Consider the following 26390-nt stretch of genomic DNA (forward strand, 5'->3'; position numbering starts at 1 on the left):
CCCCATAGGGAGCGGCCGTTTTCATGCATCAGCTGTTGTTGTGATCGATTTTGATGGTCGGGTCGCTACCGGCAATCAGGTTGTGCAGGTTGGCGCTTGACCAGTTGTTGCCCTCCAGCTTGATCGTCACGTCCGGCGTGGCGGCTGCGGCGTTGCCAGAGTTGAACTGGCCGGCCGAGCTGACTTGCAGCGACGACACGCCATCGACCGTGCTGATCTTCAGGAAGTTGTCGATGGTGCTGCCGGTTTCGCCCTGCAACAGATCGCGCAGGTCGATCCGGTCGCCTTCGCTGGCCTTGAAGTCCTTGATCACGTCGTTGCCGGTGTCGCCCGCTTTCCAGACGAAGGTATCACCGCCGGAACCACCGATCAGGATGTCGTTGCCCTGTCCGCCCATCAACGAGTCGTTGCCGGTGCCGCCGAGCAAGATGTCATTGCCCTTGCCACCGTCGAGGTTGTCGTTACCGCCCGAGCCGAACAGGATGTCATTGCCCGCACCGCCCAACAGGGTGTCGTTGCCGTCATGGGCACCGGACACATCGAACGCGGTGTAATGCTCGGTGATGTACTGGTGCACGTTGCTGGCGGAGACTTTGCTCACGTCCACGCCGGATTGCTGCGCCACGAAGGCTTGCATGGCCTGGTAACCCTCGCCGGCAATGCCATTGAAGCTCACCAGGTCGCCGAACAGGATGTCGTTGCCTTCGCCCCCGCTGACGGTGTCGTGACCCGGCATCGTCGTTTCGGTGTGGCCGATGATCGAATTGGCCAGATCCTTCGGATCGATGTTGGTTTGCGGCGTCTGATTCGAGTCGTACGGCTTCAGGTCGTTGAGGCTCACTCCGCTGTTGAGGCCAATGGCCTCGACATTCGACAGGTTGCTCAGCAGTGCAAAACTGCCGGTGGAGTTGCTGGTGGTGTCCCAGTCGGTGTTGCTGCCGTCGCCATCACGACCCGAAAACTCGTAGGTGCCGTCACCCTGGGCATGCAGATAGCCGAAGTCCTTGGATGACCAGCCTCCGCTGCCGTTGCCGTTGCCGTTGCCGTTGTTGCCGTTGCTGGTCTTGGTCCAGACCGTCACTTGGCCCGAGGCGCTAATGTCGATCTGGTGCGTGCTGTCGGGGAACAGGCTGATCGCTTTACCCAGCTGATAGTTGCTGGTTGTGACCAGGCTATCGAGTGTGGTGCTGCCATACAGGGTCGGGTTGGTCGACTCGCCGCTCTGGTAGTAAGTCGGCTTGCCGTCAGTAATGAAATACGTGAGGTTCTTCGCCCCGGTGTTGGCTATGGCGCTCGCACTCTGGAACCAGTTGGCCGTGGTTTTGAACACGTCCTCGTAGTTGGTGCCGCCGCCGGACGACATCGAGTCCAGCGTCGCCTTCAACTGAGTCAGCGCATTGGAGTCATTGAGGTTCACCGATACCGACTTGTTGACCTGAGTATCGAAGTCCACCAGGAAGATGTTCACCGTGCCCGAGTTGCTGCCCAGGCTTTGCTTGAGGGTGTTGAACACCGACGTCAGCGAGTCCTTGGCCGAGTTGATCGACGAGGAACTCATACTGCCGGAGCTGTCGACCATGAAGGCGATGTTGTAGTTGGTGCCCGGCACCACAGTCAGGCCGCCGATGTCGGCGACGATGATGTCATTACCGTCGGTGCCGGTGACGGTGTCATCGGCCGCGGTGGCGGTGACGGCGTTGTAGGTCGCCGGGAACACGGTCACAGGGATCTGCGAAGTGCTGCTGGCCGAACCACCCAGGGTCTCGGTGGAGGTCGAGGTCACGGTCAGGTTGAACTGGCCGTTGTAGTACGGTGGTGGAGTGACGGCCAGAGAGCCGAGGCTCCAGCCTGTCACGTTGGCCTCGCCATTGGTCGCGGTGACCGTGAAGGTGTGTCCGGCGCTGTCGGTGAGCACCGAGCCGACAGGCATACCGCTGATCTTCAGGCTCAGGCTTTCCGAGCCGTCGGTGTCGGTCAGCGCGGTGGTGATGGCGGACAATTTCACACTGGTGCCTTCGGCGCCGGTATTGAATTTGTAACCGTCGTAGTAGCCTTCGCCATTGGTGCCGTGCAAGTCGGATACGGTCACGCCGGCATTCACCAGGTCCGACACACCGGTGTAAATCGGTACGCCGGCACTGCTCAGGTCGATCGGTGTGCTGCCATTGACCGACAGGTTGACGTCATAGCTGCCCGGGCCACTCTGGTTGTGGTGGTAGATGTCCAGGGTGTAGTAGCCGCTGGTGGTCGGGGTGTACGAACCATTGAGGTTGCCGCCCGCGCCCCAGGTGATCGCGGCGACGTTCTTGCCGCCGATGGTCACCAGCAGGCTGTCATCGCCAGTACCGCTGAAGGTGTAGGTCTTGCCGGCTTCGAGGTAGATCAGGCCGGAAGTTTTCGAGGCCGTACCGGCGGTCACGCTACCGTCGGACTGCACGTTGGTCACGGTGCCTTTGGAGTTCGGTGCGCCCGCGGCGTCGATCACGTTTTTCAGCGTGGTCGAGTCCGCGCCGTTTCCGCTGGTGCCCAGGCCCGACAGACCGGTCCAGACTTCCTTGATCAACCCGGTGGACCTTACGCTGTTGTCGGCAACGCTCAGGGTCGGGGCATCCGCCACTGGAGTGATGTCGATCTTGATCGTGCCGGTATTGCCCAGCGTCTGGCCGTCGGTTGGCTGGAACTGGAGTTGCGCGTAGTCAGCCTTTTGGTCGCCGGTGCCAGGGCCGTAACCGTCCACGCCCGATTCGTTGGCATCCGGCATGAAGCGCAGTTTGCCAGCGTCGATGTCGGCTTTGCTGAAGGTCTGGTTGGCGGCGACGTCTTTCCAGGTCGAACCGTCCAGGTACTGCAGTTTGCCCTCGCCCGGCAGTTGGGTGATTTTCACGCCCAGGCTGGTCGCCGGACTGTCGACGTCGCTGACGCCGAAGGTCGACCAGCCGAGGACCAGCGGCGTGTCTTCGATGCCGGTGACATTGGCCGGTGCTGCGACCGGTGCATCATTGACCGCCACCACGTTGACCGTGGTGGTCGCGGTGTTGGAGTAGTTGCTGCCATCGGTCACCGTCACGGTGATGGTGCGTGGCACGGTGTTCGGGTTTTCACTGTTGTTGGTGAAGGTGATGTTCTTGATCTGCTGCATGTAGTCGGCCAGCGTCGCGTTACCCGACAGGGTCAGGGTGACGGTGCCATTGGTGCTGTTGGCATTGATGGTGATGCCGTTGACGCTGTTGCCCAGGTTCAGCGCATCGCCGTCCTGACGGTTGGTCAGCACGATGGTCGCGCCGGTCAGCTTGGTGCTGTCCGGATCGGTGATGCTGATGTCGGTGTCGGCGATCGACACGCCTGCACCCGGGGTGTTCTCGGTGAAGGTCACCTTGTAGTCGGCCCCGGTAGTGCCGCTGGAGTTGTTGGCGTCGAGGTCCAGTACTGGTGGTGCATCGTTGTCGATGATCGAAGTGTTGACGCTGCCATTGGAAGCGCTGATCGCCAGTTTCTCGAAGTTACCGCCGGTGGCCGAGTCGATCTTGACCACGAAGTTTTCGGTGCTTTCGGTGATCCGGTCATCGATGGTCGAAATGTCGAACGGCACGCTGCTGGCATTCGCCGGGATCTTGACCGTCGTCACGCCAGTGAAGTCCACACCATTGGCTGCTGTGCCGGAGTAGGTCAGGGTTACGGTCACTTCACCGTGAGCCGGGTTGGTCAGCGCGAGGGTGTAATGCGAGGCCTGACCCTCGACGACGGAGGTATCACCCGAGATGCTGATGGTGGTGACGTCACCGGTGTTGGCCGGCGTATTCGGCGTACCCGAACCTGCTTCGTCGGTGACGGTGGTGGTGAACTGGTCCTTGCCTAGGGTCAGCTTCTCGAAATTGTCAGCGCCGCTGACCGATTCCAGCTTGTTGACGATCGGCGCTTGGCCGCCGGTATAGACGTCATCCTTGGCGATGATGGTGGCGGAAGCAGAGGTCCCGTTCGCTGGAACGGTGATTTTGGTGCCGTCCGACAGCGTGAACTCCAACGGACCGTGGTTATTGATCGGCAGACCGGCCGCGTTGGTCAGGGTCACGGTGTAGGTGATCGAGCCACCTTCGGCGACGGTGGATTTGTCCGCGGTCAGGGTGGCAATGACTTCGCTGACGGTGTCGGTGATGGCCACATTGGCCGCCGTACCGTCGATCACCAGGTTTTCGAAGGACTTGCCGTCGACGCTGGCCGAACCGACGGTCAGGCTCAGGTTGCTCGGGTCTTTGTAGACGTCGTCGCCCTGCACCGGTGCGGTGTAGATGGCCGACAACTTGCCCGCTTCAATGGTGACGGTGTCGCCATTGCTCAAGGTGACCTTGAGGTCGTGATCGAGCTTCTGGTCAACCTTGACGGTGAAGGTCGGCGCGACGTTTTCCTGCACACCGCCGTTGCTGGCGATGCTCACCGTGACCTTGTCGCCCTGGCCGGATGGCTCATCGGTGACAGTGGTAGTGAACTGATCCTTGCCCAGGGTCAACTTCTCGAAGTTGTCCGCGCCGCTGACCGACTCCAGCTTGTTGACGATCGGCGCTTGGCCGCCGGTGTAGACGTCATCTTTGGCGATGATGGTGGCGGAAGCAGAGGTCCCGTTCGCTGGAACAGTCACCTTCGTGCCGTCGGACAGCGTGAACTCCAACGGACCGTGGTTATTGATTGGCAGGCCGGCCGCGTTGGTCAGGGTCACGGTGTAGGTGATCGAGCCACCTTCGGCGACGGTGGATTTGTCCGCGGTCAGGGTGGCAATGACTTCGCTGACGGTGTCGGTGATGGCCACGTTGGCCGCCGTACCGTCGATCACCAGGTTTTCGAAGGACTTGCCGTCGACGCTGGCCGAACCGACGGTCAGGCTCAGGTTGCTCGGGTCTTTGTAGACGTCGTCGCCCTGCACCGGTGCGGTGTAGATGGCCGACAACTTGCCCGCTTCAATGGTGACAGTGCCGCCGTTGCTCAAGGTGACCTTGAGGTCATGGTCCAATTTCTGGTCGACCTTGACGGTGAAGGTCGGCGCGAGGTTTTCCTGCACGCCGCCATTGCTGGCGATGCTCACCGTGACCTTGTCGCCTTGGCCGGATGGCTCATCGGTGACGGTGGTGGTGAACTGGTCCTTGCCCAGGGTCAGCTTCTCGAAATTGTCAGCGCCGCTGACCGATTCCAGTTTGTTGACGATCGGCGCTTGGCCGCCGGTATAGACGTCATCCTTGGCGATGATGGTGGCAGATGCGGAGGTCCCGTTCGCTGGAACGGTGATCTTGGTGCCGTCGGAGAGGGTGAACTCCAACGGACCGTGGTTATTGATCGGCAGACCGGCCGCGTTGGTCAGGGTCACGGTGTAGGTGACCTGGCCACCTTCGGCGACGGTGGCTTTGTCCACGGTCAAAGTGGCAATGACTTCGCTGACGGTGTCGGTGATGGCCACATTGGCCGCCGTGCCGTCGATCACCAGGTTTTCGAAGGCCTTGCCATCGACGCTGGCCGAACCGACGGTCAGGCTCAGGTTGCTTGGGTCCTTGTAGACGTCGTCGCCCTGCACCGGTGCGGTGTAGATGGCCGACAACTTGCCCGCTTCAATGGTGACGGTGTCGCCATTGCTCAAGGTGACCTTGAGGTCATGGTCCAATTTCTGGTCGACCTTGACGGTGAAGGTCGGCGCGACGTTTTCCTGCACACCGCCGTTGCTGGCGATGCTCACCGTGACCTTGTCGCCCTGGCCTGAAGGCTCATCGGTGACGGTGGTGGTGAACTGGTCCTTGCCCAGGGTCAGCTTCTCGAAATTGTCAGCACCGCTGACCGACTCCAGCTTGTTGACGATCGGCGCTTGGCCGCCGGTGTAGACGTCATCTTTGGCGATGATGGTGGCGGAAGCAGAGGTCCCGTTCGCTGGAACAGTCACCTTCGTGCCGTCGGACAGCGTGAACTCCAACGGACCGTGGTTATTGATTGGCAGGCCGGCCGCGTTGGTCAGGGTCACGGTGTAGGTGATAGAACCACCTTCAGCCACGCTGGATTTGTCCGCGGTCAGGGTGGCAATGACTTCGCTGACGGTGTCGGTGATGGCCACGTTGGCCGCGTTGCCGTCGATCACCAGGTTTTCGAACGCCTTGCCATCGACGCTGGCCGAGCCGACGGTCAGGCTCAGGTTGCTTGGGTCCTTGTAGACGTCGTCGCCCTGCACCGGTGCGGTGTAGATGGCCGACAACTTGCCCGCTTCAATGGTGACGGTGTCGCCATTGCTCAAGGTGACCTTGAGGTCATGGTCCAATTTCTGGTCGACCTTGACGGTGAAGGTCGGCGCGACGTTTTCCTGCACACCGCCGTTGCTGGCGATGCTCACCGTGACCTTGTCGCCCTGGCCGGATGGCTCATCGGTGACAGTGGTAGTGAACTGGTCCTTGCCCAGGGTCAGCTTCTCGAAATTGTCAGCACCGCTGACCGACTCCAGCTTGTTGACGATCGGCGCTTGGCCGCCGGTGTAGACGTCATCTTTGGCGATGATGGTGGCGGAAGCAGAGGTCCCGTTCGCTGGAACGGTGATTTTGGTGCCGTCGGAGAGGGTGAACTCCAACGGACCGTGGTTATTGATCGGCAGACCCGCCGCGTTGGTCAGGGTCACGGTGTAAGTCACCGAACCGCCTTCAGCCACGGTGGATTTGTCCGCGGTCAAAGTGGCAATGACTTCGCTGACGGTGTCAGTGATGGCCACGTTGGCCGCGGTGCCGTCGATCACCAGGTTTTCGAAGGACTTGCCGTCGACGCTGGCGTCGGTGACACCAATCGAGAGGGTCTGGCCGTCCTTGTAGACGTCGTCACCCTGCACCGGTGCGGTGTAGATGGCCGACAACTTGCCCGCTTCAATGGTGACGGTGTCACCGTTGCTCAGGGTGACCTTGAGGTCATGGTCCAATTTCTGGTCGACCTTGACGGTGAAGGTCGGCGCGACGTTTTCCTGCACGCCGCCATTGCCTTCGATGCTGATGGTGACCTTGTCGCCCTGACCGGATGGCTCATCGGTGACAGTGGTGGTGAGCTGATCCTTGCCCAGGGTTAACTTCTCGAAATTGTCAGCGCCGCTGACCGATTCCAGCTTGTTGACGATCGGCGCTTGGCCGCCGGTGAACACGTCATCGGCAGCGGCGATGGTCGCTGTGCCAGTCGCGGTATTGGCCGGAACGGTGATCTTGGTGCCGTCGGAGAGGGTGAACTCCAACGGGCCGTGGTTATTTATTGGCAGACCCGCCGCGTTGGTCAGGGTCACGGTGTAAGTCACCGAACCGCCTTCAGCCACGGTGGATTTGTCCGCAGTCAGGGTGGCGATCACTTCACTGACAGTGTCGGTGATTTCGACCTTGGCTTCGCCACCAATGACCAGGTTCTCAAACGATTTGCCATCAACCGTCGCATCGCTGATGCCAACCGTGAGGGTCTGACCATCCTTGTAGACGTCGTCGCCCTGCACCGGTGCGGTGTAGATGGCCGACAGCTTGCCGGCTTCAATGGTGACGGTGTCACCGTTGCTCAGGGTGACCTTGAGGTCATGGTCCAATTTCTGGTCGACCTTTACGGTGAAGGTCGGGGCGAGGTTTTCCTGCACGCCGCCATTGCCTTCGATGCTGACGGTGACCTTGTCGCCATGGTTGTCAGTCGGGGTGCCCGAACCCGGTTCGTCGGTGACGGTGGTTTCAACTGCGGTCTGACTCAGGGTCAGTTTTTCGAAATTGTCAGCACCGCTGACCGATTCCAGTTTGTTGACGATCGGTGCCTGACCGCCGGTGAACACGTCGTCGGCAGCGGTGATGGTCATCGTGCCAGTCGTGGTATTGGCCGGGACAGTGATCTTGGTGCCATCGGTCAGGGTGAAAGTGAGTTCACCGTGATTGTTCAACGGCAGTCCGGCCGCGTTGGTCAGGGTCACGGTGTAGGTGATCGAACCACCTTCAGCCACGCTGGATTTGTCCGCGGTCAGGGTGGCAATGACTTCGCTGACGGTGTCAGTGATGGCCACGTTGGCCGCGGTGCCGTCGATCACCAGGTTTTCGAACGCCTTTCCGTCGACGCTGGCGTCGGTGACACCAATCGAGAGGGTCTGGCCGTCCTTGTAGACGTCGTCACCCTGCACCGGTGCGGTGTAGATGGCCGACAACTTGCCCGCTTCAATGGTGACGGTGTCGCCATTGCTCAGGGTGACCTTCAGGTCGTGATCGAGCTTCTGGTCAACCTTGACGGTGAAGGTCGGCGCAAGGTTTTCCTGTACGCCGCCATTGCCTTCGATGCTGACGGTGACCTTGTCGCCATGGTTGTCGGTCGGGGTGCCCGAACCCGGTTCGTCGGTGACGGTGGTTTCAACTGCGGTCTGACTCAGGGTCAGTTTTTCGAAATTGTCAGCACCGCTGACCGATTCCAGTTTGTTGACGATCGGTGCCTGACCGCCGGTGAACACGTCGTCGGCAGCGGTGATGGTCATCGTGCCAGTCGTGGTATTGGCCGGGACAGTGATCTTGGTGCCATCGGTCAGGGTGAAAGTGAGTTCACCGTGATTGTTCAACGGCAGTCCGGCCGCGTTGGTCAGGGTCACGGTGTAAGTTACCGAACCACCTTCAGCCACGCTGGATTTGTCCGCGGTCAGGGTGGCAATGACTTCGCTGACGGTGTCGGTGATGGCCACGTTGGCCGCGGTACCGTCGATCACCAGGTTTTCGAACGCCTTTCCGTCGACGCTGGCGTCGGTGACACCAATCGAGAGGGTCTGGCCGTCCTTGTAGACGTCGTCACCCTGCACCGGTGCGGTGTAGATGGCCGACAACTTGCCCGCTTCAATGGTGACGGTGTCACCGTTGCTCAGGGTGACCTTCAGGTCGTGATCGAGCTTCTGGTCAACCTTGACGGTGAAGGTCGGCGCGAGGTTTTCCTGCACACCGCCATTGCCTTCGATGCTGATGGTGACCTTGTCGCCCTGGTTGTCGGTCGGGGTGCCCGAGCCCGGTTCGTCGGTGACGGTAGTTTCAACTGCGGTCTGACTCAGGGTCAGTTTTTCGAAGTTGTCTGCGCCAGTGACCGATTCCAGTTTGTTGACGATTGGCGCTTGGCCACCAGTGAACACGTCATCGGCAGCGGTGATGGTTACAGAACCGGAGGTCCCATTCGCTGGAACAGTCACCTTCGTGCCATCGGAGAGGGTGAACTCCAACGGGCCGTGGTTATTTATTGGCAGACCCGCCGCGTTGGTCAGGGTCACGGTGTAAGTCACCGAACCGCCTTCAGCCACGGTGGATTTGTCCGCGGTCAGGGTGGCGATGACTTCGCTGACGGTGTCAGTGATGGCCACGTTGGCCGCGGTGCCGTCGATCACCAGGTTTTCGAACGCCTTTCCGTCGACGCTGGCGTCGGTGACACCAATCGAGAGGGTCTGGCCGTCCTTGTAGACGTCGTCACCCTGCACCGGTGCGGTGTAGATGGCCGACAACTTGCCCGCTTCAATGGTGACGGTGTCGCCATTGCTCAGGGTGACCTTCAGGTCGTGATCGAGCTTCTGGTCAACCTTGACGGTGAAGGTCGGCGCAAGGTTTTCCTGTACGCCGCCATTGCCTTCGATGCTGACGGTGACCTTGTCGCCATGGTTGTCGGTCGGGGTGCCCGAACCCGGTTCGTCGGTGACGGTGGTTTCAACTGCGGTCTGACTCAGGGTCAGTTTTTCGAAATTGTCAGCACCGCTGACCGATTCCAGTTTGTTGACGATTGGCGTTTGGCCACCAGTGAACACGTCATCGGCAGCGGTGATGGTTACAGAACCGGAGGTCCCATTCGCTGGAACAGTCACCTTCGTGCCATCGGAGAGGGTGAACTCCAACGGACCGTGGTTATTGATTGGCAGACCCGCCGCGTTGGTCAGGGTCACGGTGTAAGTCACCGAACCGCCTTCAGCCACGGTGGATTTGTCCGCAGTCAGGGTCGCGATCACTTCGCTGACGGTGTCGGTGATTTCGACCTTGGCTTCGCCACCAATGACCAGGTTCTCAAACGATTTGCCATCAACCGTCGCATCGCTGATGCCAACCGTGAGGGTCTGACCATCCTTGTAGACGTCGTCGCCCTGCACCGGTGCGGTGTAGATGGCCGACAGCTTGCCGGCTTCAATGGTGACGGTGTCACCGTTGCTCAGGGTGACCTTGAGGTCATGGTCCAATTTCTGGTCGACCTTTACGGTGAAGGTCGGCGCAAGGTTTTCCTGCACGCCGCCATTGCCTTCGATGCTGACGGTGACCTTGTCGCCCTGGTTGTCGCTCGGGGTGCCCGAGCCCGGTTCATCGGTGACAGTGGTAGTGAACTGATCCTTGCCCAGGGTCAGCTTCTCGAAATTGTCCGCGCCGCTGACCGATTCCAGTTTGTTGACGATCGGTGCCTGACCGCCGGTGAACGCGTCGTCGGCAGCGGTGATGGTCGCCGTGCCAGTCGCGGTATTGGCCGGGACAGTGATCTTGGTGCCATCGGTCAGGGTGAAAGTGAGTTCACCGTGATTGTTCAACGGCAGGCCGGCCGCGTTGGTCAGGGTCACGGTGTAAGTTACCGAACCACCTTCGGCCACGGTGGATTTGTCCGCGGTCAGGGTGGCAATGACTTCGCTGACGGTGTCGGTGATGGCCACGTTGGCCGCGGTGCCGTCGATCACCAGGTTTTCGAAGGCCTTGCCGTCGACGCTGGCGTCGGTGACACCAACCGTGAGGGTCTGACCATCCTTGTAGACGTCGTCACCCTGCACCGGTGCGGTGTAGATGGCCGACAGCTTGCCGGCTTCAATGGTGACGGTGTCGCCATTGCTCAGGGTGACCTTCAGGTCGTGATCGAGCTTCTGGTCAACCTTGACGGTGAAGGTCGGCGCAAGGTTTTCCTGCACACCGCCATTGCCTTCGATGCTGACGGTGACCTTGTCGCCCTGGTTGTCGCTCGGGGTGCCCGAACCCGGTTCGTCGGTGACGGTGGTGGTGAGCTGGTCCTTGCCCAGGGTCAGCTTCTCGAAATTGTCCGCGCCGCTGACCGATTCCAGCTTGTTGACGATCGGTGCCTGACCGCCGGTGAACACGTCATCGGCAGCGGTGATGGTCGCTGTGCCAGTCGCGGTATTGGCCGGAACGGTGATCTTGGTGCCGTCGGAGAGGGTGAACTCCAGCGGGCCGTGGTTGTTGATCGGCAGACCGGCCGCGTTGGTCAGGGTCACGGTGTAGGTGACCTGACCACCTTCAGCCACGCTGGATTTGTCCGCGGTCAGAGTGGCGATGACTTCGCTGACGGTGTCGTTGATAGCAACCGACGCAGGACCGCCAATGACTAGATTCTCAAACGTCTTACCGGCAACGCTAGCATCAGCGATACCCAGTGAGGCGCTGCCGCCATCCTTGTAGACGTCATCACCTTGCACCGGTAATGCATAGCTAACTTGAGTTGCGCCTGCGGCGATGACCACAGTTTGGCCATTGCTGAGAGTCACCGTCAGGTCGTGATCCAACTTCTGGTCGAGTTTGATGGTGAAAGTCGGTGCCTGGTTCTCCAGTACCGGACCAGCGCTTTCGATGGTAACGGTGACCTTGTCGATCACATCGGAAATCGTGGTCACGGCTGGCGTGGTGTTCGGCACCAGGTTTTCAAAGTTGCCGCCGGTGGTGCCGGCAATGGTGGTGCTGACGGTGCTGCCATTCACGTAAACGTCGTTGGCCGCAGTCGGCACGTTGACGCTGCCACTGGTCTGGCCCGCTTCAATGGTAATGACCGAGCCATTGCTCAAGGTCACGGTCATCGGCGTGCCGGCCGGGTTGCTCAGGGTCGCGGTGTAGGTGATCTGACCGCCTTCGGTGATGTTGCCGGTGGCGGTGAGGGTCAGCCCGGTGTTGTCCACGGAGTCGGTGATGGTGGTCACGGCCGGCGTGGTGTTCGGCACCAGGTTTTCAAAGTTGCCGCCGGTGGTGCCGGCAATGGTGGTGCTGACGGTGCTGCCATTCACGTAAACGTCGTTGGCCGCAGTCGGCACGTTGACGCTGCCAGTGGTCTGGCCCGCTTCGATGGTGATGACCGAGCCGTTGCTCAAAGTCACGGTCATCGGTGTGCCGGCCGGGTTGCTCAGGGTCGCGGTGTAGGTGATCTGACCGCCTTCGGTGATGTTGCCGTTGGCCGTCAGGGTCAGGCCGGTGTTGTCCACGGAGTCGGTGATGGTGGTCACGGCTGGCGTGGTGTTGGGCACCAGGTTTTCGAAGTTGCCGCCGGTGGTGCCGGTGATGGTGGTGCTGACGGTGCTGCCATTCACATAAACGTCGTTGACCGCAGTCGGCACGTTGACGCTGCCAGTGGTCTGGCCCGCTTCGATGGTGATGACCGAGCCGTTGCTCAAGGTCACGGTCATCGGCGTGCCGGCCGGATTGCTCAGGGTCGCGGTGTAGGTGATCTGGCCGCCTTCGGTGATGTTGCCGGTGGCGGTCAGGATCAGCCCGGTGTTGTCCACGGAGTCGGTGATGGTGGTCACGGCCGGCGTGGTGTTGGGCACCAGGTTTTCGAAGTTGCCGCCGGTGGTGCCGGTGATGGTGGTGCTGACGGTGCTGCCGTTGTTGTAAACGTCGTTGGCCGGGGTCTCGACCACAACGGTGCCGCTGGTCTGGCCGGCGGCAATGGTAATGGTCGAACCGTTGGACAGAGTGACGGTTACTGGCGTCTGCGCCGGATTGGTCAGTGTCGCGGTGTAGGTGATCTGGCCACCTTCGGTGACGGTGTTGCCGGCCGTCAGGGTGATCGTGGTGTTGTCCACGGAGTCGGTGATGGTGGTCACAGCCGGCGTGGTGTTCGGCACCAGGTTTTCAAAGTTGCCGCCGGTGGTGCCGGTGATGGTGGTGCTGACGGTGCTGCCGTTGTTGTAAACGTCGTTGACCGCAGTCGGCACGTTGACGCTGCCACTGGTCTGGCCCGCTTCGATGGTGATGACCGAGCCATTGCTCAAGGTCACGGTCATCGGCGTGCCGGCCGGGTTGCTCAGGGTCGCGGTGTAGGTGATCTGACCGCCTTCGGTGATGCTGCCGGTGGCGGTCAGCGTCAGCCCGGTGTTGTCCACGGAGTCGGTGATGGTGGTCACGGCCGGGGTGGTGTTGGGCACCAGGTTTTCGAAGTTGCCGCCAGTGGTACCGGTGATGGTGGTGCTGACGGTGCTGCCATTCACATAAACGTCGTTGACCGCAGTCGGCACGTTGACGCTGCCAGTGGTCTGGCCCGCTTCGATGGTGATGACCGAGCCATTGCTCAAGGTCACGGTCATCGGCGTGCCGGCCGGGTTGCTCAGGGTCGCGGTGTAGGTGATCTGACCGCCTTCGGTGATGCTGCCGGTGGCGGTCAGCGTCAGCCCGGTGTTGTCCACGGAGTCGGTGATGGTGGTCACGGCTGGCGTGGTGTTGGGCGCCAGGTTTTCGAAGTTGCCGCCGGTGGTGCCGGTGATGGTGGTGCTGACGGTGCTGCCATTCACATAAACGTCGTTGACCGCAGTCGGCACGTTGACGCTGCCAGTGGTCTGGCCCGCTTCGATGGTGATGACCGAGCCATTGCTCAAGGTCACGGTCATCGGTGTGCCGGCCGGGTTGCTCAGTGTCGCGGTGTAGGTGATCTGGCCACCTTCGGTGATGTTGCCGGTGGCGGTCAGGATCAGCCCGGTGTTGTCCACGGAGTCGGTGATGGTGGTCACGGCTGGCGTGGTGTTGGGCGCCAGGTTTTCGAAGTTGCCGCCGGTGGTGCCGGTGATGGTGGTACTGACGGTGCTGCCATTCACATAAACGTCGTTGACCGCAGTCGGCACGTTGACGCTGCCAGTGGTCTGGCCCGCTTCGATGGTGATGACCGAGCCATTGCTCAAGGTCACGGTCATCGGCGTGCCGGCCGGGTTGCTCAGGGTGGCGGTGTAGGTGATCTGACCGCCTTCGGTGATGTTGCCGGTGGCGGTGAGGGTCAGGCCGGTGCTGTCCACGGAATCGGTGATGGTGGTCACGGCTGGCGTGGTATTCGGCACCAGGTTTTCGAAGTTGCCACCGGTGGCGCCGGTAATGGTAGTGCTGACGGTGCTGCCATTGTTGTAAACGTCGTTGGCCGCCGTTGGCACATCGACGCTGCCACTGGTCTTGCCGGCTTCAATGGTGATGGTCGAGCCGTTGGACAGAGTGACGGTTACTGGCGTCTGCGCCGGATTGGTCAGTGTCGCCGTGTAGGTGATCTGGCCACCTTCGGTGACGGTATTGCCGGCCGTCAGGGTGACTGTGGTGGTGTCGACGGTATCGGTGACCTGGGTCACGGCCGGGGTCGTCGGCGGCGTTACTGTGATGCCGTTGCCGCCGCTGGTGCCGGTGACAGTTACTTCGATCTGGTTCGCGTCGTTATAGACAGTGTCGTTCGCAGCCAGTGGCACGTTGACGGTGCCGGTGGTTGAACCCGCAGGAATCACGATCACGGCGCCGTTGGACAAGGTGACAGTCAGGTCGCTCAGCGGTGCCTGGGTCAAGGTCGCGGTGTACACCAGCACGCCACCGGCCTCGGTGATGGTCGGCGTGGCACTGAGGCTGAGGGCTGAATCACTCGGGGTATTGGCGTTGGCATTAACGTTGGCGTTGGTGGACTGGCTACCCGGGATTTCCAGGGTCGTTTGCCCGGCAGAGTTGATGCCCGCGGTCGGGAAACCAATGGTCGGGTCGACGCGGCCAGCCGTGGCGTCAAGCATCACAAAGCTGTGACCGCCACCGGCGGCACCACCAGAACCCGACGCCGTCGGACCTGCAGCGGTGGCTTCAAGATCTTTGGTCGGGTCGGCGCCGGCGGCAATGGCTTGTTGCAGCTCTTCAACGGACGGCGCGGCTTGTGCGGTGGCGGCTGCCAGATCAGTGCCGGAGTCCGGGGCGTCAGCGCTCCACTGGGTGTCACGGCCCAGATCGAGGGTGCGGCCATCGGCCAGTTCCAGGGACACGGCACCGGAAAGGCCAGTGTCGATCTGGTCGCCGGCAAACAGTTTGTCGCCTTCAACGAGAACGCGGCGGATGCCCTCTGGGGACACCACGAAAACCTGACCGACAATGCTTTTGACGATGGCAACAACACTGCTCATTGAAGACTCTCCGGGGTGTCACGTTCAGTTGACTTCCATAGACCTGATGGCGTCTGCGCCGACCAGTCTGGACGTACATTGCAAAATAGATGCACAAGTTTGACACGGCAATTAGTCAATATTTTGGCTATATTTTTTCGCTATTAACTTTATGCCAAACTATTGACCTTCTGGGTCCCATCCTAAACAATCGTCCCAGTAATGTCACATTGATATTTGAGCTGTGACCTGTCCTCGGTATGTGATCCAGTTCCGCTTTTGAGCTTTCCGACATACGGTCATTCCGCTTGCCATCTTCCGACACAGCGCGTTCTGTTGCTGTGATTCAAGACAAGAAGTCCTGGGAAATTCCTACAATGCGTTCGCCTTTGTTCATGGCTCTACCTTTCGTCCTTTCAGCGTCATTCATCCAGGCGCAATCCTTACCAGAAGCCATGCAACAAGCGCTGGATGTCCATCCGGAGGTCCAGGCTGGCGTCAACAGCCGGTTGGCTGCTGATTATCAGTTGAAGGCTGCGAAGGGTGGGTACTTGCCACGGGTCGACCTGCTGGGCGGTTATGGTCGTGAAGGCACCGATAGCGTGACGACGCGAGACGGCAGCAACAATCACTTCGAAACCCTGAATCGTGGTGAGTCAAGTTTGCGACTGACCCAGATGGTCTTTGACGGTTTTGCGACGTCGAGCGAAGTAGGGCGTCAACAAGCCACCGTCAACTCCCGCGCCTACTCGCTGCTGAGTACCTCCGAGCGCACCGGGCTGACCGTGGCTCAGGTCTATCTCGACGTGCTGACCCGCCGCGAATTCGTGCGTCTGGCCGAGGACAACCTCAAGAGCCACCAACGCATTTACGACCAGATCCAGCTACGCACCCAGCGCGGCGTCGGCAGCGGCGCCGACCTTGATCAGGCCGAGGCGCGGATGGCCCAGGCACGCAACAACCTGATCACCGAGCAGACCAATCTGGCTGACGCCGAAACCAACTACCTCTCCGCTGTCGGCCAGATGCCGGATCAACTGGAACGCCCGGCAAGTTTCATGGCGCTGATGCCGGCCAACCTGAATGAAGCCCGTGCGCAGATGCTGGAAAACAGCCCGATCCTGCGCTCGGCCGAATCCGATATCGCCGCTGCCGAAAAGCAGTACGACACGGCCAAGTCGACGTTCTACCCGCGCTTCGATGCTGAGTTGGGTCGCACCGCGGACAACGATATTGATGGTCAGAACGGCCACAACAACGAATGGCAAGCCATGCTGCGCATGCGCTTCAACCTGTATTCCGGTGGCAGCAACAAGGCCGATCTGGAATCCAAGTCCTACCTGTCGAACCAGGCGCTGGATATCCGCAACAACGCCCTGCGCCAATTGAATGAAGAGCTGGGCCTGGCCTGGAACGCCCAGAACAATGCCAACGCGCAGGTGCCGATCGCCCAGCAATACGTCGATCACAGCACCGCCGTGCGTACCGCCTACCAGCGTCAGTTCAGCCTCGGAGAGCGCACCCTGCTCGATTTGCTCGACAGTGAGAACGAACTATTCTCCTCTTCTCGCCGTCTGGCGGAGATCAAGAACATTCAGTTATTTACTCAGTACCGAATCAAGGCGACCATGGGCGAGTTGCTCAAGAGCCAGGGAGTGGTCGCACCATTGGCATCCGTTGTGCAGAACGACGTGAAGCCCAAGGTCCAATTGCCCGGTATGAATTGAGCAGGACCTTCATTGTTCAATTGTTAGCCAAGAGTGCCGAGCGTGGAATCAGAAGTCAGTCGGGTTCAACTCATTCATGATCCGCGCGCGTTGCATGACGATCCGCTACTGGATGGTCTGCTCGCACTTTGCATGCTGCACCAGAAACCTGCCAGCGCGGCAATGCTGACCACCGGCCTGCCGCTGCCCGAGCAGCGCTTGAGTGTCGAGTTGCTGCCTCGTGCGGCCGCTCGCGCGGGGCTGCAAGGCCGGGTGCTGCAACGCAAGCTGGAGGATATTCCGGCGATTGCCATGCCGGCATTGTTGCTGCTCAAGGACGGTCGCAGTGCCGTCCTGCTCGGCTGGCAAGGTGAAGATCAGGTACGGGTGCTGCTCAGCGAAAGCGATGGCGGCGAGTCCCTGGTCAGCCGCGAACTGTTGGCCGACGACTACACCGGCAAGGTCTTTTTCGCCCAGCCGCAGCACAAGTTCGACGTCAACCACGGCACGCTGATTCCGCGTGCGCGCTCGTGGTTCCGCGACACCCTCAAGCGTTCGCGCTGGTTGTATGTCGACGCCATCGCCGCCAGTTTTCTGATCAACATCATTGCCATGGCCGCGCCATTGTTCGTGATGAACGTCTACGACCGCGTCGTGCCGAACCAGGCCGAAGCGACGCTCTGGGTGCTGGCACTCGGCATCACGGGCGCCTACCTCTTCGACCTGATCCTGAAAAGCCTGCGTAGCCTGTGCCTGGATCTGGCCGGCAAGAAAACCGACCTGATCATCTCGGCCACGCTGTTCGAGCGCATCGTCGGCATGGCCATGAAATACCGGCCGGCACGGGTCGGCAGCTTTGCCCAGAACATCCATGAGTTCCAGAGCCTGCGGGACTTCCTCGCCTCGCTGACGCTGACCAGCCTGATCGACTTGCCGTTCACCATCCTGATTTTCATCGTCATCGCGATCCTCGGCGGGCACCTGGTATGGATACCGGTGCTGGCATTCCCGATCGCCCTGGCCATCGGCTATGCCTTGCAGAAACCCTTGGTGGCGACCCTGGAACGGACCATGGCGCTGGGGGCCGAGCGTCAGTCGAGCCTGATCGAAACCCTGGCCGGCCTGGACGCGGTGAAGGTCAACAACGCGGAAAGCGAACGCCAGTATCAGTGGGAGCAGACCATCGGCACCCTCAGTCGTCTTGAGTTGCGGGTGAAAATGCTCTCCGGCCTGGCGATGAACATCACCTTGCTGATCCAGCAACTGGCCGGGGTGATCATGATCGTCTTCGGCGTGTACCAGATCATCGACGGTCACCTGAGCATGGGCGGCCTGATTGCCTGCTACATGCTCAGTGGCCGTGCGCTCAGCCCGCTGGCGTCACTGTCCGGACTGCTGACTCGTTATCAGCAGGCGCGGGTGACCATGACCTCGGTCGACCAGATGATGGAACTGCCCCAGGAGCGCAATTTCGAAGAGCGTCCGCTCAGCCGCAAGGTGCTGCAGGGCGGTATTGAGTGCCGCCAGCTCAACTTCACCTACCCGCAACAGCAGAACCTGGCGCTGAAGAACATCAACCTGTCGATCAGTCCCGGCGAGAAGGTCGGCATCATTGGTCGAAGCGGCTCGGGCAAGAGCTCGCTGGCGAAATTGCTGGTGGGGTTGTACCAGCCGGATGACGGCGCGCTGTTGGTCGACGGTGTGGATATCCGCCAGATCGACGTCAGCGAGCTGCGCTACAACATCGGCTACGTGCCTCAGGACATTCAGTTGCTCGCCGGCACCTTGCGCGACAACCTGGTTTCCGGCGCGCGGTATGTCGAGGACGAACTGGTGCTGCAAGCCGCAGAACTGGCCGGCGTCCACGAGTATGCGCGCCTGCATCCGCAGGGCTATGAACTGCAAGTCGGCGAGCGTGGGCAGAACCTTTCCGGCGGTCAACGGCAAAACGTCGCCCTGGCCCGTGCATTGTTGCTCAACCCACCGATCCTGCTGCTCGACGAGCCGACCAGCGCCATGGACAACACAGGTGAAGAGCGCCTCAAGCAGCGCCTGGCGGCGGTGATCGAAAACAAGACCATGGTGCTGGTGACGCACCGCGCATCGCTGTTATCGCTGGTGGATCGGCTGATCGTGATCGACCGCGGGCAGATACTCGCCGACGGCCCGAAAGCCGCGGTGATGGAAGCGTTGAAGAAGGGGCAGATCAGTGTTGCTTAAGTCGGGTAAGGATTCGATCCGTCGCTACTTCAAAGGCTCTGCTTCACTTGAGGGCCAGCCGCTGCCGGAGGTCAACAAGGCGCTGATCGAGGATGCGCCACGCGTGGTGCGGCTGACGATCTGGGCGATCATCGCGTTCTTTGTGTTCCTGATGCTCTGGGCCAATTTCGCGGTGATCGACGAAGTGACCAAGGGCGACGGCAAGGCGATTCCATCGTCGAAGATCCAGAAAATCCAGAACCTTGAAGGCGGTATCGTTGCCGAGCTGTTCGTCAAGGAAGGCCAGATCGTCGAAGCCGGCGCACCGCTGATTCGCCTGGACGACACGCGATTTGCATCGAACGTCGGCGAAACCGAGGCCGATCGGTTGTCGATGCTGCTGCGGGTCGAACGCCTGAGCGCCGAGGTCGATGATCGTCCGCTGAACTTCCCCGAGGACGTGCTCAAGGCCGTGCCGGGTCAGGCCAAAAGCGAAGAGTCGCTCTACATAAGCCGCCGCCAACAGTTGCACGACGAAATTGGCGGCTTGCAGGAGCAGTTGATCCAGCGCCAGCAAGAGTTGCGCGAATTCACTTCCAAGCAGGCGCAGTATCGCCAGCAATTGGGCTTCCAGCGTCAGGAAATCAGCATGTCCGAGCCGTTGGTGGCCCAGGGCGCGGTATCGCCGGTGGAAGTCCTGCGCCTAAGGCGTGCCGAAGCGGAGACCCGTGGTCAGCTCGACGCCACCACCCTGGCCATTCCGCGTGCCGAATCGGCAATCAAGGAAGTGCAGCGCAAGGTCGATGAAACCCGCGGCAAGTTCCGCAGCGAAGCCCTGACCCAGCTCAACGAAGCACGCACCGACCTGAACAAGGCCCAAGCCACTGGGAAAGCCCTGGAAGACCGGGTCAGCCGGACGCTGGTCACTTCGCCAGTGCGGGGCATCGTCAACAAGTTGCTGGTCAATACCATCGGCGGGGTTATCCAGCCGGGCAGCGACCTGGTGGAAATCGTGCCACTGGACGACACCTTGCTGGTCGAGGCGAAGATCCGCCCGCAGGACATCGCGTTCCTGCATCCGGGACAGGAAGCGACGGTGAAATTCACCGCCTATGACTACACCATCTACGGCGGGTTGAAGGCCAAGCTGGAGCAGATCGGCGCCGACACCATCACCGATGAAGACAAGAAGACCACCTACTACATCATCAAGCTGCGCACCGACCGGAGCCACCTGGGCACCGATGAAAAGCCGTTGCTGATCATTCCGGGGATGGTGGCTTCCGTGGACATCATCACCGGCAAGAAGACCGTGCTGAGCTACCTGCTCAAGCCGATCATCCGCGCGCGGGCTGAGGCGCTGCACGAGCGGTAATCTTCATCAAGGCTAATGACCTCATCGTCGGAACGCCGCCCGGAGCAAGCTCGCTCCCACAGTGGATTTGTGTTGAAACGCAATTTTTGTGTTTCCACTGACCCCTGTGGAAGCGAGCTTGCTCGCGATAGCGTCCGCCAAAACACCACAACCCTGTCAGAAAGTGACAAATAACGTCACACCACAATTCCTCCCTTCCCTTAGCAATCGCCATATCGTTATTCATTAACGGTATTTAAATTTCAATTCTTATATCTATAAAGTCAATCTCCTGCGTACCTGCCGACCAATCGGCGCGCCGCACGACACGAACCAACACGGGACCTCCGTGAGTTTCTGATCGACGCGCGCGCCTTTGAGCGTGCCGTGCGTGGGAGTGATTTATGTCTGCAGCTTCAGCTTCGCCAAGCATCGCGCCACAATTCTTTGAAGTCCGCCCGTTCAGCGGAGCGGTGGGTGCCGAAATCATCGGTCTCGACCTGTCCCGCCCGATCAATGATCAGGACTTCGCCCGTATTCACCGTGCGCACCTGGATCATCACGTGGTGGTGTTCCGCGACCAGCGCATCACTCCTGAGCAACAGATCGATTTCAGCCGCCGTTTTGGCGTGTTGCAGATCCATGTGCTCAAGCAGTTCCTGCTGGCGGGGCATCCGGAAATCCTCATCGTTTCCAACATCGTCGAAAACGGCCAGAACATCGGCCTGGGCGACGCCGGCAAGTTCTGGCATTCCGATCTTTCTTATAAGGAACTGCCGAGCCTGGGCTCGATGCTGCATGCCCAGGAGCTTCCCTACGAGGGCGGCGATACGCTGTTCGCCGACATGCACAAAGCCTGGGACAACCTGCCGCTCGCGTTGCGCAAAGCGGTGGAAGGTCGCTCGGCGGCGCACTCCTACACGGCGCGTTACAGCGAGACCAAGTTCGAAGGCAATTGGCGTCCGACCCTGACGCCTGAGCAACTCGCCCAGGTCGCCGAAGTCGTCCACCCGGTCGTGCGTACCCACCCGGAAAACGGCCGTAAGGCGTTGTTCGTCAGCGAGGGGTTCACCACCCGCATCGTTGGCCTGCCGGAAGACGAGAGCCAGCAACTGCTGACCGAGCTCTATGCCCACAGTGTGCTGCCGCAAAACATCTACCGCCATCAATGGCAGCCCCATGATCTGGTGTTCTGGGACAACCGTTCGCTGATCCACCTCGCCGCCGGATGCCCCAGCCATCTGCGCCGCAAGCTGTATCGCACCACCATTCAGGGCGACGCGCCTTTCTGATTTGTCGGAGATCTGATCATGTCCAAACGTCTTCCATTCGCACCGCTGGCCGCGGCCATCGGCCTGGGTTTCAGCCTGATCGCCGGCAGCCTGGTGGCGCCGACCGTGGCCCACGCCGAAGGTGAAATCCGCATTGCCGAACAGTTCGGCATCGTTTACCTGCTGCTCAATGTGGTGCGCGATCAGAACCTGATCGAGAAATACGGCAAGCAGGAGGGTATCGACATCAAGGTCGATTGGACCCAGCTCTCGGGCGGCGCGGCGGTCAACGATGCGTTGCTGTCGGGCTCGATCGACATTGCCGGCGCCGGTGTTGGTCCGCTGCTGACCATCTGGGACCGCACCCACGGTAAGCAGAACGTCAAGGCTGTAGCATCCCTCGGCAACTTCCCTTACTACCTGGTGAGCAATAATCCCAAGGTCAAAACCATCGCCGACTTCACCGAGAAGGACCGTATCGCGGTGCCGGCGGTGGGCGTGTCGGTGCAGTCGCGCTTCCTGCAGTACGCGGCGGCCAAGCAGTGGGGTGACAAGGACTTCAATCGCCTCGACAAGTACACCATCGCCGTTCCACATCCTGATGCCACGGCTGCGCTGTTGGCCGGCGGCACCGAGCTGAGCGGGCACTTTTCCAACCCACCGTTCCAGGACCAGGAACTGGCCAATCCCAACGTGCACGTGGTGCTGAACACCTATGACCTGCTCGGTCCGAACTCGCCGACGGTGCTGTTCGCCACCGAGAAATTCCGCAATGAGAACCCGAAAACCTACAAGGCATTCATTGATGCACTGACCGAAGCGGCGCAGTTCGCGCAGAACGATAAAGGCGCAGCGGCGGACACTTACATCCGCGTTACCAAGGCCAAAATCGACCGCGCCGCGTTGCTGAAAATCATCGACAACCCGCAGTTCGAATTCAGCGTCACGCCGAAAAACACTTACCCGCTGGCCGAGTTCCTCTACCGCGTCGGCGCGATCAAAAACAAACCGGATTCATGGAAGGACTACTTCTTCCAGGACGCCAAGCCGCTGCAAGGGAGCTGACCGAAATGAACGCCCCTTTGCAAGGCCACACGGTCAGCAAACCGATCGCAGCAGCCCAGGCGCTGCTGTCGGTCGATAACGTCAGCCTCGAATACCGCACGCCGCAGCGGGTGGTGCGGGCGACCCATCAAGTCAGTTTCGAGATCGATCCGGCGGACCGCTTCGTCCTGCTCGGGCCGTCCGGTTGTGGCAAGTCGACGTTGCTCAAGGCCGCCGCCGGCTTCATCCAGCCAGTGGAAGGCGAGATCCGTCTGCAAGGCCAGCGCGTTGATGCGCCTGGGCCGGACCGGATCGTGGTGTTCCAGGAATTCGACCAACTGCCGCCGTGGAAAACCGTGAAGCAGAACGTGATGTTTCCGCTTCTGGCCTCGAAAACCCTCAAGCGCAGGGAGGCCGAAGAGCGGGCGCTGCACTATCTGGAAAAGGTCGGCCTGGCGGCGTTTGCCGATGCTTATCCGCACACCTTGTCAGGCGGGATGAAGGCCCGGGTCGCCATCGCCCGGGCGCTGGCGATGCAGCCGAAAATACTGTTGATGGATGAACCCTTCGCCGCCCTCGATGCCCTGACCCGGCGCAAAATGCAGGAAGAATTGCTGCTGCTCTGGGAGGAAGTGCGTTTCACGCTGCTGTTCGTCACGCACTCTATCGAAGAGGCGCTGGTGGTGGGCAATCGCATTCTGTTGCTGTCGCCCCATCCGGGTCGGGTGAGGGCGGAAGTCCACAGCCACCAATACGATTTGCACAGCCTCGGCGGTGTGGCGTTTCAGGAGTCGGCGCGACGTATTCACCGACTGTTGTTCGACGAAGGTCAATCACCGCACGCCGAACATGAACTGGATTTCGCCGACATCCACATCGCTTATTGAGCCAGTTGAGAGGAGGGCCCGATGAGCCATTTATCATCCCCGCGTGAAGAGTTCGAAACGGTTTTGCAGCCACTGACCAGCGTGCCGCTGGAGCGTGAACTACCCCTTGGCCAACGACTGTGGCAGCAAGGTTGGCTGCGCAAAACCCTGATCCTGATTTTGCTCGCAGTACTTTGGGAAGCGGTTGCCCGGTATCAGAACAACGACCTGCTGCTGCCGAGCTTTGTGCAAACCGCCCATGCGCTGTATGACGGCCTGCTCAGCGGTGAATTGCTGGGCAAGGTGTGGATTTCCCTGGTGGTGTTGCTCAAGGGTTACCTGATTGGCATCGTCCTGGCGTTTGCCCTGACCACGCTGGCGGTGTCGACGCAATTCGGTCGCGATCTGCTCAGTACCCTGACCTCGATGTTCAACCCCTTGCCGGCCATCGCCCTGCTGCCGTTGGCGCTGCTGTGGTTTGGACTGGGCCAGCACAGCCTGATTTTCGTGCTGGTGCATTCGGTGCTTTGGGCTCTGGCACTGAACACCTACGCCGGCTTCCTCGGCGTCTCGGAAACCCTGCGCATGGCCGGGCGCAACTATGGCCTCAAGGGCATGCGCCTCGTGCTGTTCATCCTGATCCCGGCGGCGCTGCCGTCGATCCTCGCCGGGTTGAAGATTGGTTGGGCGTTTGCCTGGCGGACGTTGATTGCCGCTGAGCTGGTGTTTGGTGCGACCAGTGGGAAGGGCGGGCTGGGGTGGTACATCTTTCAGAATCGCAATGAGCTGTATACCGACAAGGTGTTTGCCGGGCTGGCGGTGGTGATTCTGATTGGGTTGTTGGTGGAGAACCTGGTGTTTGATTCGTTGGAGCGGGTGACGGTTAGGCGGTGGGGGATGGTGCGGTAGGGAGGGCACGCCGCTGTACTCCATGTCCCCTTAATCCTCATGAATTGCGTATTGAAGACACAGCCGAATGAAAAGACTCGCTGGAAGACCAGTCACGACCGCGTTCCAATTGATTGAGTCGATTCCAAGACTCTTCCAGATCTCTAAGGCTTGCTGCATGGGAATACTGATCGCTATGAATGCTATTCCCCGTCGTTGTATTGGAGGCATTTGTCCCACTGGATGCATTGCTAGAAATCGACTCGTTGCTTGGCCAGTGGTCTTTACGTGGGAGGACCTCCCCACCTTGTAAATAGTTCTCCTCCTTCATGGGTCTTCCACTGGGGTTATCGGGTCTTCCACCGGAGCTGACGACTTGGCGACTTGTACTTGATGATGGACCGTCTTGTGCGGTACGACTCACTCGCCAAGGTGTCCCTCCAGTTTGCGGTTCCCAGCCGCCCACATTTTGCGGCGCAAGATCACCGCCTGGAGACGGAACGCGATTTCTAGGGCCTGGCGCTCCCATGATAAAGCCGCCTATCTGAGACCAAGCGGTGTCCTGGCGACTCGGTGGCGAGGGGGTATCTGGACGGGAGCTTCGGCCAAGGGTAGACATGGCTTTGTATCTTGCGTTTGCCTTGACGTTGGCAATGGCGAGTTTTTGGGGAGTTCGATATCTAATGTTCTCCCGTACAAAAAGCTTGATCACATCCCAAAAATGCCCTGTCGGATCCACCCGATTCACCGGATCCCCCACGCAATACATATACGCATTCAACCCACCCCCACGAAACGGACTCCAGCTGTCCGGGCTGTGAAAACGCATCAACCGCGGGTTGTAGGCGCGGTAGCCGTTGCCCAGCAAATACCAACCGATATCCGCTTCACGCAATTGGCCATTGAACCCCAGCCGAGTCTCGACTTTCTGCTGCGCGAACTGCTCGCCGTAAGCTGAGTAGGCGATGGTTTTGGCCTGGCCATCGACGATTTCGCCAATGATGGATTGACTGCGGTCGGTTGCCAGCAGCACGGTGCGTTGCCAGGTTTGGTTGTGCTGAGCCATTTTTGGAGCCTTCCTGAAAGTTACGTGCCTTTAAGTTGTACGAATGATTGCGACAACTTTTCCGGTCCCCTCGTTCAGCAGAGAGGTGTGCTTCTTTGCGTCCAAAGTCGTTTGTACGTGGTTGTAATTAGAGGATTGGATTTGAGTATTTTCCGCTTTTGTTCGACCACGAAAAGTAGAGACGGCAGACTTTTGTTGAGCAGACTTTATTTGTTGCCTGACCTGATTAGGTCGTTCTGAGTATCCAATCGGGTGCGACGGAGCGATCTGCGATTTCGAAGTTGAAACTACACGACTTGGTGGAACAGGAAATGGCTCACTCCCTACCGTGGCAGCAATGACGGATTTTTTTGCGTTTCCTAGTGCGGCGGACATCTTTGAAGCACCGCTACCAATAAGGCTCGCGGTGCTGTTCATTGCGCTTTTTGTCGCATAGGCCGTTGTCCTGACAGCTTGCGTGGCAACATTGGTCACCCGTTCGGTGAGCCGCTGTAAGGCTCTGGAGAACGCCCATATCGATTTCCCCGTCGGATCCGAATTCATCACCGGCTCCCCGCCGCAATACATGTACGCATTCAACCCGCCCTCGCCAAACGGACTCAAGCTGTCCGGGCTCTGAAAGCGCATCAGCAGCGGGTTGTATGCACGGTGACCGTTGCCCAACAAATACCGCTCGGGTTTAACCTCACGTAGTTCGCCGTTAAACCCTAGCCGCGTCATGACCCCAAGCTGTGACGATTGTTGGCCGTAGGGCGAGTACGCAATGAGATTAAGATTGCCCGCATCGACTTCGATCAATACCGAGTTTTTGAGATCCCCAGCCAGCAAGACCGAGCGTTGCTGGCTGGGGTTCTGTAGATCGACAGTTTTGGCCTGACTCATAT

At 60.1% G+C, this 26390-nt stretch carries 10 protein-coding genes; 7 read left to right on the forward strand and 3 right to left on the reverse strand.

What is annotated here, in order from left to right:
• Positions 1-28: 28 nt before the first annotated feature.
• Positions 29-15133 (reverse strand): retention module-containing protein, encoded by a 15105-nt coding sequence (locus AABM52_RS00820; protein WP_347909970.1) that lies wholly within the window; start codon positions 15131-15133, stop codon positions 29-31.
• Positions 15134-15489: 356 nt separating this feature from the next.
• On the opposite strand from AABM52_RS00820, the gene AABM52_RS00825 reads away from it, so the two are divergent.
• The 7 genes from AABM52_RS00825 to AABM52_RS00855 all read left to right on the forward strand — a co-directional run bounded on the left by AABM52_RS00825 (position 15490) and on the right by AABM52_RS00855 (position 24461).
• Entirely contained in the window at positions 15490-16839 is a 1350-nt protein-coding gene (locus AABM52_RS00825) for a TolC family outer membrane protein (RefSeq protein ID WP_347909971.1), read from the forward strand.
• A gap of 42 nt (positions 16840-16881) precedes the next feature.
• Positions 16882-19038, forward strand: a complete 2157-nt coding sequence (locus AABM52_RS00830; RefSeq protein WP_347909972.1) for a type I secretion system permease/ATPase — start codon at positions 16882-16884, stop codon at positions 19036-19038.
• A complete protein-coding gene (locus tag AABM52_RS00835) occupies positions 19028-20392 on the forward strand; it encodes an HlyD family type I secretion periplasmic adaptor subunit (protein ID WP_347909973.1) in 1365 nt (454 codons plus the stop codon). The genes AABM52_RS00830 and AABM52_RS00835 overlap by 11 nt, the downstream gene beginning before the upstream one ends.
• Positions 20393-20775: 383 nt before the next feature.
• Positions 20776-21663 carry a TauD/TfdA family dioxygenase gene (locus AABM52_RS00840; protein WP_347909974.1) on the forward strand — a complete coding sequence of 296 codons (888 nt, stop codon included), beginning with the start codon at positions 20776-20778 and terminating at the stop codon, positions 21661-21663.
• Between the two features lie 18 nt (positions 21664-21681).
• Positions 21682-22707, forward strand: a complete 1026-nt coding sequence (locus tag AABM52_RS00845) for an ABC transporter substrate-binding protein (protein ID WP_347909975.1) — start codon at positions 21682-21684, stop codon at positions 22705-22707.
• Between the two features lie 5 nt (positions 22708-22712).
• Positions 22713-23573, forward strand: a complete 861-nt coding sequence (locus AABM52_RS00850) for an ABC transporter ATP-binding protein (protein WP_347909976.1) — start codon at positions 22713-22715, stop codon at positions 23571-23573.
• 21 nt (positions 23574-23594) lie between these two features.
• A complete protein-coding gene (locus AABM52_RS00855; RefSeq protein ID WP_347909977.1) occupies positions 23595-24461 on the forward strand; it encodes an ABC transporter permease in 867 nt (288 codons plus the stop codon).
• Between the two features lie 37 nt (positions 24462-24498).
• On the opposite strand, the gene AABM52_RS00860 is transcribed toward AABM52_RS00855, so the two are convergent.
• Together AABM52_RS00860 and AABM52_RS00865 are read right to left on the reverse strand one after the other, a co-directional pair.
• Positions 24499-25506 (reverse strand): RHS repeat-associated core domain-containing protein, encoded by a 1008-nt coding sequence (locus tag AABM52_RS00860; RefSeq protein ID WP_347909978.1) that lies wholly within the window; start codon positions 25504-25506, stop codon positions 24499-24501.
• 30 nt (positions 25507-25536) lie between these two features.
• Entirely contained in the window at positions 25537-26388 is an 852-nt protein-coding gene (locus AABM52_RS00865; RefSeq protein WP_347909979.1) for an RHS repeat-associated core domain-containing protein, read from the reverse strand.
• Positions 26389-26390: the final 2 nt, after the last annotated feature.

It is taken from the genome of Pseudomonas grandcourensis, from assembly GCF_039909015.1.
Classification (GTDB): domain Bacteria; phylum Pseudomonadota; class Gammaproteobacteria; order Pseudomonadales; family Pseudomonadaceae; genus Aquipseudomonas; species Aquipseudomonas grandcourensis.

Excerpts from the sequence above, each read along its gene's own strand:
- AABM52_RS00820 (WP_347909970.1), bottom strand. The coding sequence starts at position 15,133 with ATGAGCAGTGTTGTTGCCATCGTCAAAAGCATTGTCGGTCAGGTTTTC.
- AABM52_RS00825 (WP_347909971.1), top strand. The coding sequence starts at position 15,490 with ATGCGTTCGCCTTTGTTCATGGCTCTACCTTTCGTCCTTTCAGCGTCA.
- AABM52_RS00840 (WP_347909974.1), top strand. The coding sequence starts at position 20,776 with ATGTCTGCAGCTTCAGCTTCGCCAAGCATCGCGCCACAATTCTTTGAA.
- AABM52_RS00845 (WP_347909975.1), top strand. The coding sequence starts at position 21,682 with ATGTCCAAACGTCTTCCATTCGCACCGCTGGCCGCGGCCATCGGCCTG.
- AABM52_RS00850 (WP_347909976.1), top strand. The coding sequence starts at position 22,713 with ATGAACGCCCCTTTGCAAGGCCACACGGTCAGCAAACCGATCGCAGCA.
- AABM52_RS00855 (WP_347909977.1), top strand. The coding sequence starts at position 23,595 with ATGAGCCATTTATCATCCCCGCGTGAAGAGTTCGAAACGGTTTTGCAG.
- AABM52_RS00860 (WP_347909978.1), bottom strand. The coding sequence starts at position 25,506 with ATGGCTCAGCACAACCAAACCTGGCAACGCACCGTGCTGCTGGCAACC.
- AABM52_RS00865 (WP_347909979.1), bottom strand. The coding sequence starts at position 26,388 with ATGAGTCAGGCCAAAACTGTCGATCTACAGAACCCCAGCCAGCAACGC.